At 34.5% G+C, this 13,477-nt stretch carries 11 protein-coding genes; all 11 read right to left on the reverse strand.

Translation table 11 applies throughout. The features are described 5' to 3' along the window. Entirely contained in the window at nucleotides 1-2,592 is a 2,592-nt protein-coding gene (locus DK858_RS12280; RefSeq protein WP_109397653.1) for a fimbrial biogenesis usher protein, read from the reverse strand. A 33-nt stretch (nucleotides 2,593-2,625) separates the two neighbouring features. Beyond that, nucleotides 2,626-3,318: a fimbria/pilus periplasmic chaperone gene (locus DK858_RS12285; RefSeq protein WP_109397654.1), complete on the reverse strand. Its 693-nt coding sequence runs from the start codon at nucleotides 3,316-3,318 to the stop codon at nucleotides 2,626-2,628. A 24-nt stretch (nucleotides 3,319-3,342) separates the two neighbouring features. Then, entirely contained in the window at nucleotides 3,343-3,885 is a 543-nt protein-coding gene (locus tag DK858_RS12290; RefSeq protein ID WP_109397655.1) for a fimbrial protein, read from the reverse strand. Between the two features lie 65 nt (nucleotides 3,886-3,950). Continuing rightward, nucleotides 3,951-4,511: a type 1 fimbrial major subunit FimA gene (gene fimA, locus DK858_RS12295; protein WP_109397656.1), complete on the reverse strand. Its 561-nt coding sequence runs from the start codon at nucleotides 4,509-4,511 to the stop codon at nucleotides 3,951-3,953. Between the two features lie 265 nt (nucleotides 4,512-4,776). Continuing rightward, nucleotides 4,777-5,112 (reverse strand): helix-turn-helix domain-containing protein, encoded by a 336-nt coding sequence (locus DK858_RS12300; protein WP_072064083.1) that lies wholly within the window; start codon nucleotides 5,110-5,112, stop codon nucleotides 4,777-4,779. Between the two features lie 791 nt (nucleotides 5,113-5,903). Then, a complete protein-coding gene (gene oppF / locus DK858_RS12305; RefSeq protein ID WP_109397657.1) occupies nucleotides 5,904-6,911 on the reverse strand; it encodes a murein tripeptide/oligopeptide ABC transporter ATP binding protein OppF in 1,008 nt (335 codons plus the stop codon). Next, complete coding sequence (gene oppD, locus DK858_RS12310) at nucleotides 6,908-7,891, reverse strand: ABC transporter ATP-binding protein (protein ID WP_109397658.1); 984 nt, start codon at nucleotides 7,889-7,891, stop codon at nucleotides 6,908-6,910. The genes oppF and oppD overlap by 4 nt, the downstream gene beginning before the upstream one ends. Nucleotides 7,892-7,901: 10 nt before the next feature. Then, nucleotides 7,902-8,810 (reverse strand): oligopeptide ABC transporter permease OppC, encoded by a 909-nt coding sequence (gene oppC / locus DK858_RS12315; protein ID WP_100160272.1) that lies wholly within the window; start codon nucleotides 8,808-8,810, stop codon nucleotides 7,902-7,904. Between the two features lie 18 nt (nucleotides 8,811-8,828). Beyond that, nucleotides 8,829-9,749 carry an oligopeptide ABC transporter permease OppB gene (gene oppB, locus DK858_RS12320; protein ID WP_069368989.1) on the reverse strand — a complete coding sequence of 307 codons (921 nt, stop codon included), beginning with the start codon at nucleotides 9,747-9,749 and terminating at the stop codon, nucleotides 8,829-8,831. A gap of 78 nt (nucleotides 9,750-9,827) precedes the next feature. Further along, the gene (oppA, locus tag DK858_RS12325) at nucleotides 9,828-11,465 is read right to left on the reverse strand and encodes an oligopeptide ABC transporter substrate-binding protein OppA (RefSeq protein ID WP_109397659.1); all 1,638 of its coding nucleotides are present in this window, start codon (nucleotides 11,463-11,465) and stop codon (nucleotides 9,828-9,830) included. 273 nt (nucleotides 11,466-11,738) lie between these two features. Further along, nucleotides 11,739-13,376 carry an ABC transporter substrate-binding protein gene (locus DK858_RS12330; RefSeq protein WP_109397660.1) on the reverse strand — a complete coding sequence of 546 codons (1,638 nt, stop codon included), beginning with the start codon at nucleotides 13,374-13,376 and terminating at the stop codon, nucleotides 11,739-11,741. Between the last annotated feature and the right edge of the window lie 101 nt (nucleotides 13,377-13,477).

Consider the following 13,477-nt stretch of genomic DNA (forward strand, 5'->3'; position numbering starts at 1 on the left):
TTATTTATCAGATTGACAAGTAGAAGATATAAAATAAATTCCTTTCTCTTTAGATGATGTCTCGCTAATCTCATAATTAAATAAACATTGTTGATCTTCTGCCTGCCCCCATTTGGCTTTTAACTTACCTACAGGCGCTAATCCAGAAATAAATACTCGACCATCATCACCCACTATGCCACTCACAGAACGTTCCTCATCAATAACAATCGCACCAAATGGGATCACTGAACCATTCTGTTTTGATAAAGTAACCATTGCTCTGTAACCAATATTTGTCTTAAATTCAGCTTGAACCAGTGCACCTTTTGTAGGAACAACATTTAGAATTGAATTCTCTAATTCAACATTCTCACCTAATGAATTTATATCCAAAGAAACACGATTATTCTTATAAATAGATGCATAAGGTAGAACAGCATATCCTTTATTATTAGTTAATATGCCATTAGCATTCTCAACTCTAATATTATTAGCATCATTTGCTTTAATAAGAATATTTGTATCACCTAAAGGTTGGCTTAAAGTAATTCCACCAGAATGTGCAACAACACCACCATTTAAATTATAATTTAATTCATGCCAATCGTTATTATAATTATATCCGCTCCCTAGATTAGCATACTTCCCTTTATAGTTAGCATAAACCATCCCAGAATAACCACCACCGTTATGAGCATACCCTTGTTGGATATTATAATTTAAATTATTATCCTCAAGTAGTGTTCCTGTTAATCCAGCTTGTTGAACCCATACATTGTCATTACTTCTGTTCATAGAATAAACGGCATACATACTATTTCGACTAGAGTTTAAATCATTAACTCTATTTCGATTAAAAAGATCATTAATAGGAATAGAAATATTAAATGCAATATTTTTATTATCTCCATTCATACCTGGCGATTTAGATTTAGAAAAATTCAAGCTATAATTAATTTGCTTTATATTTCCATTATAACCAATCTGCCATAATTGTTCTGTTTCCGTTGTTCGCCAATAATTTTGATAAGAACCCAATAAATATAAAGAACTGTTATCCGTCACTTGCTGATTTATATTAACTTGAAAACGTCCTTTTTTAGAATAATTTAAATCATGGTAATCAGAAAGTTGATCCTTACCTTCAAATAATCCATCAGGTTGTCTGATCTCATACCCTTTCATTCTTTTATAGCTAACTTCATTTAGCGTATAATAGCCTTGTGTTGAATATCGATATCCCATAATTTGGAAATTAGTGCCAGTCTCATTTATTGACTTAGCATAGAGTAATCGAACAGATTGCCCTTTTTTATGCTCTTCATTGGGTAATATACTATTTGCTTGTATAATATCTGCTGAGATAGCGCCTAAACTACCTAAATTTCCCCCTAACCCAATAGCGTATGATTGATAATTATTAGAGAACTGACTACCACCATAGAGGGTTGTATTATAAGGTAAGCCATATATTAGGCTAAATTGTCCAAAATTAGGTTTATCTTGATTACTTGAGCCACTTCTAAACTCACCAGCAATAAGCTCATATTTTAATCGACCTTCTCTTTGTAAAATAGGCACGTTAGAATATGGAACAACAAATTGAGTAATCTTTCCATTATTCTCTTCAACAATAACATCTAAATTACCGCTACTTGAAGTTGCGTAAAGATCTTTTATTTCAAAAGCACCAGGTGGCACCGAAATTTGATAGATCACAAAACCATTTTGTTTTACGGTCACAATAGCATTGCTATTTGCAATTCCTTTAATTGTCGGAGCAAATCCACGCATACTATCAGGTAACATATTATCATCAGATTCTAGTTTAGCACCTCTAAAACCAAGGCTATCAAAGATAACTCCATTAGAAAATGAATCACCTACCGTCAAATCGGCCTTTAACGAGATAATCGGCTTTTGTACATATGTTCTAATATTTCTCCATTTGTTTTGGTTATTTTGTCCTCTAGCATAGATCCATGAGCTTTCATTTCTAAAGCGCCATGAACCTATATTAATACCTGGCGTTAAGTTTAAGAAATAGTTATTATTATTTGAGCCATCTTTATCATTTTTATTATTTCTTCCATTGAAATTATAATTTAATAAAAGAGCATTAATTCCGTTATCCCATTTTTCTGGTGGAATATAACCGCGAACATTATTTTTAAACATTACTTGTGGAATACTTAAAAATAATTTTTGACTTTCAAAATCAAATCTAATGTTTGACTTTTCAATCTCACCTAATATATCAATACAATTTTTACTATTAATTTGTTTACTATCTTCATTTAAATTCACACCTATATTTTTTAATTCTTTATTGTTTAAACAAGGTAGTAACCCAGTTCCATCAGATGATTTTTTATTTTCATAAAAGGGAATACTTTTAGTTTCAATATATTCATTATTGACATAGATTTCGACTGAATAGATTCCTTCAGGCTGGCCTTCACCTTTATCAAAGCGTGATAAATCTGCAACTTCACTATCAATGCTTGATATCAAATTAGGATTAAAAAAGCTATCTGCATAACTAATGCTAGAATAAAAAGATCCTAAAACGAAATAGAGATTAAAAATTATAGTCTTAGATTTTAACATAATAAAACCTTATCATTAATTAATCTTATAATATTATTTACTAACCTTTTTTATTATTATTGGCGTACTGGCACCATAATCATTAATAGTTTGATAAGATATTTGATTATAGCTAGGATTGTTGACTTTTATTTCTATAGATCCTTTTGGCGGCACCATAGTACTATTCAACTTTTCTTCTCCGATTTTTATGTTAATTAAGGTTGCATAATATGGTGTTGGATTTTTTATTGTTAATTTTTGCCCTGAAGATATAAATTCGATACTATTAGGAACATCTTCCGTTCTAAATACCAAACCTTGTGGCCTAACAAATATTTTTATTCTAGATAACACGGCTAATTGCAATATATTTTTATCTTTAATTTCTTCTCTTTCAATTTCAGGTATTGCTTTCATATTTAGCCAAAATAGACTTTCTCTATCAGTGGGTAAAATTTTTCCTGCATATATAATTCTTAATTTATTTTCACTTTCAGGCTTACTCACAAAAAGAGGTGGAGTCACAATAAATTCATTTGTTTTTTTATCATCGTTATCATCAATCCACGACTGAATTAAAAAACGTAATTTTTTATCTGTATTATTAATAGTAATTGATGTTTGTTTAGCATCCATTGGATATATTATGCGAGTTGCAGCCAATGCTACACCTCCAGCATTAGAGAATGAAGAAAAACAAAAGAGAAAAAATAAAATAATATAGTTTCTATATATTAAATACATATGAGCCTCGAGTAACAGGTTTAATTAGTGATAACTAAAAACAAACCACACAACACTATCGGCCTTACCGCCAATAACCGTTTCTTTTGTTGCCAAATAGCTTGCTTTAAATTCTATTTTTAACTCATTTTCTTTAATAAACTTATATTTATTAATATTATTTGGAATTATTATCTCATCTTCAGAATTAAATAGTGCAACACCAACACCTGAAGCTGAATTTTGTTTTTCTGTAATATTAAATAATCGTTTATCTCTGCTATTGACATCACCTAAAATATACAAATTGACTTTGTCAGCCATATTTTCATTACAATTCATTAATTTAATAAAAAAAGGGAGCTTTATTGAATGAGTTCCTATACCACTAAATTGATTACTACTAATAATACCTAAATCAACAATCTGATTTTTACTTTCTGGAGATACTGTACATGCTGGCTCAACAATACCTCCCCTAAAATAAACAATACCATCATCTAAAAATATTTTATTCCTTTCTATAGAATGTGTTGTAAATGAAATAGAAAAAAACAGTGCAATAGAATATATTAAACTATATTTCATATTTGCCTCGATATAAAAGTATGGCCTTTATTATTAGGCCATACTTCTCAATAAACTAATTAGACTTATTCATATTGCATTCTGAAAGTCACATTGGCATCCGCCTGACCCGGTGTTACGGTATCTAATGTTGATTTATAGCGGGCAACAAAATTCAAAGTATTAGCTCCGTCAATTAACTGTTTGGCGGTAGAGAACACGGAACCATCTGGTGATAAAATTTTACCCGTATGGTCTGTAATCTCAATACCAACACCTGTAGCTGCGCCTGCGCCACCAGTTGTAATATTACTGACAGCTAATACTGTTTTGTCATTTGAATCACTAACACCTGAAAATGATGCTGAGGCATTTTTTGCAACTGTAGTATCACACTCTTCTAAATCAATCGAAAAATCAGTGTTTCCAACAGTTTTACCAACACTATCAAATTGGGCTGTTCGATATTGACCAATATTGATAGTTTGATTCATTGACTTTGCACTAACAGCACATGCAGCATTTACTATTTGCCCCGTAAAATTAATTTTACCACCATTAACAATAGTAGCCGCCGAAGCAATACTACTCAGTGATAAAACTGATACAGCTAATACGGTTTTAACTAGCATTTTTCTTTTAAGCATTGACTTTTCCTTTTTATATTACAGGTAAATATAAACAACATCTTCACTTCAAAATATACTCAAGGCAATAAAACTCATATTAAAGAGCAATATTAATAATGGATTTCTATATCTAAATATTAAATCAAGATATGGATAATAAAATAAAGTATTAAGTAACAATAACTCAATAGACATGTCGATATTACATAAATAGGATTTAAATTAAATCCTTATTAAAAGTGTAATATTGGTATATCTATATAAATTTAAAGAACAAAAAATATTAAATAACATTTTTAAAAAAAGGAATGTTATTATCAGTATCATATTTTATTTTATACTTTAGTGTAATTACTCTATTTCTCACTCGATCAAAAAAATCACTAATTGAAATATCAAATATATTTAGTATATAAAATAATATATCTACAGGTATTTTATTTATACCTCGTTCATAACGAGATATCTGTTGTTGAGAAATATTTAATATTTTTCCTAGTTCAGCCCCCGTCATAAAATTACGTTGTCGTAAGAGAGAAAGTTCATATCCTATCGAATGACAAAATATCTTTCTTTCTGAAATATATTTAAAATTCAATGAGAAATCATTTATTTCCAAAATTATCTTCCCCAAATGTATTTGTATTTAATTTACGATATAAGATTAATAAAATCAAACATTCAAAATTTTCTAACCAATTAAAATGCACATAATAAAACACTAAATAAGTGTAAGTAAATATACTCAATCACCTTATATCAGGAGGTTAATAATTTATTTTCTTTATATCATCTTTTTTGTAAGGTGATAAAATCTAAAAAACAATGATTATTTGACAAAATAAAAGATAATATTCTGCATTTATGGGAAAGATAAATACTTATCATTTTATGATTAGTGGATAATTTGGAAGGGATTAATATTTAATTAAAAGTAAAGACAAAGACAAAGTTAAAAAATAGTCTTTTTCATCTTTTTGAATTAAGTTAAAGAGATAAAGGCATTAAGTAATCTTATCAATTGTAAATTGTAACTAATTCCTGCTGAGTTTTGTTGATAAAAATCAAACTTTGTGTTAATTAGTATTTCATTACAATAGTGAAAGCATAAATCTCGCTTAAATCGCACCTAACTCATTAAAAAATAATGTTTTTCAATATATTAAAATATCTAAACACAATAGATATAGTTAATATTAAAAATAAGAAACTTAATTGATTTATAATTAGAATATTAATTATAAACTAGGCTTTTTAAGCTTTTTGAAAAATAATGATAAGCACAAAAACAAGATGTATTAATAAAATATTTTTTGCTTATTAAATAACATAGAATTGACGTTCATATTTTAGATAAAAAAGCCTGAATAAAATTCAGGCTTTTTTATGAAACAGAATATCTAAATTAGTTTAAAGCGGATCCACCTTTAAGCAAGAGACCGCATGGCGGAAGCTCCCCTCTAGTAAAGGACGTGTTTTAGCGCATTCTTCATCCGCCATTGGACAACGTGTACGGAAAATACAACCTGATGGTGGATTAATTGGAGAAGGCAATTCTCCCTCTAATAAATCAATATGCTTGTTACGCTCTTTATCAGGATCAGGAATAGGCACTGCGGACATCAATGCTTTGGTATAAGGATGTAATGGCTGATGATAAACTTCATCATAAGTTCCTAATTCCACAGCATGCCCTAAATACATCACCAAAACACGATCTGAAATATGTTTTACCACCGCCAGATCATGAGCAATAAAGATTAAAGATAATCCCATCTCTTTTTGAATATCTTTCAGCAAGTTCACCACTTGAGCCTGAATTGATACATCTAATGCTGAAACGGGTTCATCACAAATCACCAATTTAGGTTCTAGAATTAACGCGCGAGCAATACCGATACGTTGGCACTGTCCACCTGAGAATTCATGAGGATAACGGTTGATTAAGTTTGGCAATAATCCAACTCTCATCATCATGGCTTTCACTTTTTCAACAACTTCAACCTGTTTCATTTTGGGATGATAGGTTTTAAGCGGTTCAGCAATAATATCGCCAATCGTCATTCTTGGGTTTAAAGACGCCAGCGGATCTTGGAAAATCATCTGGATATCTTGACGAATATCGCGCCATTGCTTATTCCCCATACCCAGTAAATCATTACCTAACCAAGTAACTGTACCGCCTGAGGCTTTGACTAACCCAATAATGGCTCGCGCAAATGTCGATTTGCCACAACCAGATTCACCAACAACCCCTAATGTTTCACCTTCATATAAACGCAGTGTGACACCATCGACGGCTTTGAGGCTTTTTTTAGGTTGCCAGAACCACTGTTTATTATCTTGAACATCGAAATAAACTTTTAAGTCATTCACTTCTAGAATAACTTTTCTATCTTGTAAGATGGCCTGAGTCATACCAATTCCTCCACCGCTTTAAAACAGGCACGTAATCGCCCTTGTGCAAATTGCGCTAATTGAGGTTCACTCGTTAAGCATTGTTCTGTTGCATACTGACAACGAGGTTGGAATGGACAGCCTTTTGGTAAACGCAATAAGTTAGGCGGATTTCCAGGAATGGTAGCTAGTCGTTCATCTTCACCATCTAAGCGAGGAACAGCCTGTAACAATCCGATAGAGTATGGATGTGATGGTTGATAGAAGATGTCACGCGCTTTACCGTACTCCATAGTGCGTCCTGCGTACATCACTAATACTTTATCGCAGATACCCGCAACGACTCCCAAGTCATGGGTGATCATGATAATCGCGGTATTTAAATCATTCTTAAGCTCATTGAGCAAGGTCATGATCTGTGCTTGAACTGTCACATCAAGTGCGGTTGTCGGTTCATCAGCAATTAAAAGTTTTGGTTTGCAAAGCAATGCCATAGCAATCATTACACGTTGACGCATACCTCCAGAAAACTCATGAGGATACATGCTCATACGCTTATGGGCTTCCGGCATTTTTACCGCATCTAACATACGCACAGATTCTGCATAAGCATCGTTTTTACTCATGCCTTTATGAAGCATTAATACTTCAATAAGCTGTGACCCCACTTTCATATAGGGATTTAATGAGGTCATGGGATCTTGAAATATCATGGATATTTCTTCGGCACGCATTTTATTTAATTCACTTTGGCGAAGATTTAAGATCTCACGACCATTAAAGTTCGCGCTACCTGCTGTGCGACCATTTTTCGCTAATAATCCCATTAATGCGAATGCCGTTTGAGATTTACCTGAGCCCGATTCCCCGACGATCCCCAGAGTTTCACCTGCAGATAATTCAAAGTTGAGTTTATTAACTGCGGTAACATCGCCATCCGGTGTACCAAACGTCACACAGAGATCTTTAACACTTAATAACGATTTGTTTGTTGAATTCATTTTGTTCTCCTTAACGATCTTTCGGGTCTAATGCGTCACGTAAGCCATCACCGATAAAGTTAAAGCAGAACAGTGTGACAACTAAGAACGAAGCCGGAAAAAGTAATAACCAAGGAGAAACTTCCATTGAGTTTGCACCATCACTTAATAGTGCTCCCCAACTACTTAATGGCTCTTGTGTTCCTAAGCCTAAGAAGCTTAAGAAGGATTCAAATAAAATCATGCTAGGGACTAATAAAGAGGCATAAACCACAACCACACCCAGTACGTTAGGTACGATATGTCTTAGCACAATATTGCGTGATGACACACCACAAACTAATGCAGCTTCAATAAACTCTTTACGTTTTAGACTTAAAGTTTGTCCTCTTACAATACGTGCCATATCCAGCCAAGATACCATCCCGATCGCAACAAAAATCAGTAAGATATTTTGACCAAAGAATGTCACCAGTAAGATAACAAAGAACATAAATGGGAATGAGTTTAGGATTTCTAATAAACGCATCATCACAGAGTCAACACGTCCACCAATATAGCCTGCCATTGCGCCATACAGCGTACCAACAATAACAGCAACAAAGGCAGCCGCGATACCGACCATTAATGAAATACGTCCACCAATCGCAACACGGACTAATAAATCTCGTCCAGATGAATCAGTGCCAAAATAGTGAGAAGAGGCAAAATCAGGTGCCATTGACATCATTTCCCAATCAGTATCGTCATAAACAAAAGGCGATAACATAGGGGCAAAAATGACAAATAATAAAATAAAGAAAAGTAATATAAGACTCGTGATGGCAGCTTTATTGTGCATAAAACGACGACGAGCGTCTTGCCATAAACTACGACCTTCAATATCTAATTGCTCCGAGAAATTCCCCAAAGCTTCGCTGTTTTCTTTCAGTGATAACATAACGCGCTCCAGTGTCTATTAATAACGAATTTTCGGATCAATAACGGCATATAAAATATCGACAATCGCATTAAAGAAAATCGTTAATGCACCAACGATAATGGTTAGGCTTAATACCAATGAGTAATCTCGGTTTAAAGCACCATTAACGAATAATTGTCCGATACCCGGCAATCCAAAGATGGTTTCAATCACCATTGAGCCCGTAATAATACCGACGAATGCCGGCCCCATATATGAGATAACAGGTAGCAACGCAGGTTTTAAAGCATGACGCAGTACAATTCTTTTCATCGGCAAGCCTTTCGCTTTTGCCGTTCTGATAAAGTTTGAGTGTAAAACTTCAATCATTGAACTACGGGTAATACGCGAGATACTGGCAATATAAGAAAGCGACAACGCAATCATAGGTAGCAACATATATTGCACCGCACCGCCATTCCAGCCACCAGCCGGTAGCCACCTTAGAGAGATAGCGAAAATAAGAACCAGTAGTGGTGCAACAACGAAACTCGGTATGACAACCCCCGTCATGGCAAATGTCATGACGGTATAATCCCATTTGGTGTTTTGATTCAGTGCGGCTATCACGCCTGCCCCCACACCTAAAATGACAGCAAAAATAAATGCCGACAGCCCTAATTTAGCTGAAACAGGGAATGCTTTACCGACTAAGGTGTTTACACTGTAGTCTTTATATTTAAAAGAAGGCCCTAAATCCCCTTTTGACAATTGAATTAAATAATCAAAGTATTGTTTATAAATGGGATCATTTAAGTGATATTTCGCTTCAATATTTGCCATGACCTCTGGTGGAAGTTTCCTTTCCCCTGTAAAAGGGCTACCGGGTGCTAAGCGCATCATAAAAAACGAAATCGTTATTAGAATAAATAGAGTCGGTATCGCTTCTAAAAAGCGACGAAAAATAAATTTGAGCATTGCCCGTTCCTATAACACAAACCTATTCAGGCGTGACGATAAAAAGACCTCGCCTTAAAAAGGCAAGGTCTCGCCCGATTATTTAGCAATAATATACAAGTCTTTAGTATGTAAATTATCTAATGGATCTTTACCGGAATAACCACCCACATAAGGTTTAACTAAACGGGTGTTTACATAGTAGTAAAGTGGAACAATGGCCGAATCTTTATCTAATATGCCTTCAGCTTTTTGATAAATAGCAGCACGTTCGTCATCAGATTTCACACGTAAAGATTCTTTGATCAATGCGTCAAATTCTGTGTTTTTATAGTGAACAGTATTGTTACTGCTGTAAGACAGCATCATGTTCAGGAATGAAGAAGGTTCGTTATAATCTGCACACCAACCTGCACGCGCAACATCATAAGTTCCTTGGTGACGAGTATCTAAGAACGTTTTCCATTCTTGGTTTTCAAGAGACACATCTGCACCTAAATTTTTCTTCCAAATTGAAGAAGCGGCGATTGCCACTTTTTTATGCAGATCAGAAGTATTGTACAGAAGTTTAAATTTCAGTGGATTTGCTTTGTTATAGCCCGCCTCTTCTAATAATTGACGCGCTTTTTCATTACGTTGTTCTTGAGTCCAATTCGCAAACCACTCTGGTTTGCTCTCTTTAATTCCATCTGTAAATGGAGGGGTAAAGCCATAAGCTGGGATATCACCTTGGTTTTTCACTTTATAAGTAATGATATCTCTATCCATTGACAGTTTCAGTGCTTCACGAACACGAGGATCGTTAAATGGAGCCTTCTCATTATTAATTTCATAATAATAAGTACATAAATATGGGCTTATACGCAATTCATCGGGGATCTCTTTTTTCAATTTTTGGAAAAATTCAATCGGTAAATTGCTATACGTCATGTCGATTTCACCCGCACGATAGCGGTTTACATCCGTGACTTCTGATGAAATAGGTAAGAACGTCACCTGATCAATAACCGTATTTTTGTTATCCCAATAAGTCGGGCTACGCTCTAACACAATACGTTCATTTACTGTCCAGTCTTTTAAATTATAAGCGCCGTTACCGACGAAATTAGCGGGTTGTGTCCATTTTTCACCAAATTTTTCAATCACTTTTTGGTTAACTGGCGACATGGAGGAGTGAGCTAATAATTTTGGTAAATAAGGCACAGCTTCAGATAAAGTGATTTCTAATGTGTTGTTATCTAATGCCTTAACACCTAATTCTGTTGCTTTTTTCTTACCTGCAATAATATCGTCGATATTTACGATATGCGCATATTGCAGATAACTTTCATAAGGAGATGCAGTATTAGGATCCGCTAAACGTTGCCAGCTATAAACGAAATCTTGTGCTGTAACAGGGTCACCATTTGACCATTTAGCGCCTTCACGAATTTTAAATGTCCAAACAGTAAAATCTTTATTTTCCCAACTAGTTGCGGAGCCCGGTAAAATTTCACCATCTGGTCCAACAATCGTAACACCTTCGAAAAGATCACGCGCTAATGCAGACTCTGGTACACCTTCGATTTTATGAGGATCCAGTGATTGTGGTTCAGAGCCGTTATTACGCACCAGCACTTGTTTTTCAGCTAATTTCACCCCGTCAGGAACAACAGCAGCGTTAGCGGTTAGTGCTGACAATCCAAAGATTGCGCTTATTGCGATCGCCAACGCACTCTTTTTAGTTAAATTACTCATCTTATAAAATACTCCCAGTTAGTGAGCGGGTTGTTAGACAACCATTCTGTGATGTTCAGTTGTGTTTTAGAACGGTTTACACAACTTATTGTTTTTACAAAAAATAAATCAATTTTGCTTATTTGCTATCAGTTCTTAATTGCCTGATAGCATTATCATTTTTTTATGCCGTTATCTTTTTTGTGTAGTTTTTTTTATTGTTTCACTACTTTTTAAATAACTTTTAATAATTAAAATCGCACATAACTATAGAATATCGGTAATTTACCAGTTTTAGTTATCTGCCTTTATAAAATAGCGCTTTAAGTCCGTATAATCAAAGGGGTCTTTACCTGTAAATCCACCTACTTTTGGACTAACTAATCTAACACTGACACGATAATAAACAGGTACTATCGCCGAGTCCTTGTCTAGCAAGGCTTCAGCGCGCTGATAGAGTTGATGACGAGCCCCTTTATCAACCGCAATTGAAGCATTATTTAATGCATCATCGTAATCATTATTTTCATAAAAGACTGTATTAAGACTACTTGTGGAAAGAAATGAATTTAAAAACGAGGTAGGTTCATTGTAATCTGCACACCACGTTGCTCTCGCAACTTGATAATTCCCTTGATTACGATTTTCTAATGCCGTTTTCCACTCTTGATTTTGCAACGTCACATTTGCACCAATACTTTTTTTCCACATTGATGCAGCGGCAATGGCCTGCTGTTTATTTTGATCAGACGTATTGTAGAGCAAAGTAAAAGTCAGAGGATTTTGAGCATCAAATCCCGCTTCTTTTAATAATTCACGCGCCCTTTCATTACGTTGCTGTTGTGTCCAATAAGCCCATTTCGGGGCTTTAAAATTACCGTTACCAATAAAAGAGGGAGTAAAAGAATAAGCGGGTATTTGCCCTTGCCCCATTATTTTTTCAGCAATGACTTCTCTATCAAGTGTTAGTTTCACCGCTTCACGAACACGAGGATCATCAAAAGGCGCTTTTTTATTATTTAATTCATAATAGAAAGTACATAAATACGGTGTGACATGTAAATTCTCTGGCTGTTCTTGTTTCATTTTTCTATAAAGAACAGGAGGAATAGCACTATTAGTGATATCTATTTCACCACTACGATAGCGGTTTATATCACTGGTTTCTGAACTAATTGGTAAAAATGTGGCTTGTTCAATAATGGTGTTTTTATTATCCCAATAAAGTGGATTACGTTTTAACGTCACCTTTTCATTCACCACCCAACTTTCAATAACATAAGCACCATTGCCGACAAAGTTTTCGGGACGAGTCCAATTCACACCATATTTTTCTACAATCTCTTTTTTAACTGGTTTTAATGGCGTGTGGCTGACCATATCGACTAAATAGGGAATTGGCTTGGTTAAATTGATTTGCAAAGTATGAGCATCTATCGCTTTCACACCCAGTGCTTCAGGCGTTTTTTTTCCACTAAGAATATCTGCAACATTTTCAACATAAGCATATTCGAGATAACTGGCATAAGGTGAACCTGTTTTAGGGTCGACCACTCGACGCCAGCTATAAACAAAGTCGTCAGCGGTCACTGGTGTACCATCACTCCACTTTGCATCTTCTCGCAAATAGAATGTCCACACCTTGTTATCATCCGTTTCCCAGCGTTGTGCAACACCGGGCATACTTTCACCATTAGGTCCAACATAGGTCAAACCTTCTAATAAATTTAAAATAATATTAGTTTCTGGTGCGCCTTCTACTTTATGCGGATCAAGAGATGAAACTTCAGTACCGTTATTAATCACAATATTCTGTTGTTTGGCGAGAATAGTGCCTTCAGGAAGAGTCACGGCATGAGAAAAAAAGGAGGTTAATACAAGTGACATAATACTAAGCGGAAACACTGTTTTTAACGTGGCTTTATTTTTCATGGGTACCTCTCCTAATAAACAATAATTTATAGCGGGGTCGCTCAATTAACGATATGTATCGTTGTTAAATTTTGATTGTAATATTTGTGGCTCTCAAAGGT

The sequence above is a fragment of the Proteus faecis genome, from assembly GCF_003144395.1.
In the GTDB taxonomy this organism is placed as follows: Bacteria; Pseudomonadota; Gammaproteobacteria; order Enterobacterales; family Enterobacteriaceae; genus Proteus; species Proteus faecis.

Excerpts from the sequence above, each read along its gene's own strand:
- oppF (WP_109397657.1), bottom strand. The coding sequence starts at position 6,911 with ATGACTCAGGCCATCTTACAAGATAGAAAAGTTATTCTAGAAGTGAAT.
- oppD (WP_109397658.1), bottom strand. The coding sequence starts at position 7,891 with ATGAATTCAACAAACAAATCGTTATTAAGTGTTAAAGATCTCTGTGTG.
- DK858_RS12280 (WP_109397653.1), bottom strand. The coding sequence starts at position 2,592 with ATGTTAAAATCTAAGACTATAATTTTTAATCTCTATTTCGTTTTAGGA.
- oppA (WP_109397659.1), bottom strand. The coding sequence starts at position 11,465 with ATGAGTAATTTAACTAAAAAGAGTGCGTTGGCGATCGCAATAAGCGCA.
- fimA (WP_109397656.1), bottom strand. The coding sequence starts at position 4,511 with ATGCTTAAAAGAAAAATGCTAGTTAAAACCGTATTAGCTGTATCAGTT.
- DK858_RS12285 (WP_109397654.1), bottom strand. The coding sequence starts at position 3,318 with ATGTATTTAATATATAGAAACTATATTATTTTATTTTTTCTCTTTTGT.
- oppC (WP_100160272.1), bottom strand. The coding sequence starts at position 8,810 with ATGTTATCACTGAAAGAAAACAGCGAAGCTTTGGGGAATTTCTCGGAG.
- oppB (WP_069368989.1), bottom strand. The coding sequence starts at position 9,749 with ATGCTCAAATTTATTTTTCGTCGCTTTTTAGAAGCGATACCGACTCTA.
- DK858_RS12330 (WP_109397660.1), bottom strand. The coding sequence starts at position 13,376 with ATGAAAAATAAAGCCACGTTAAAAACAGTGTTTCCGCTTAGTATTATG.
- DK858_RS12290 (WP_109397655.1), bottom strand. The coding sequence starts at position 3,885 with ATGAAATATAGTTTAATATATTCTATTGCACTGTTTTTTTCTATTTCA.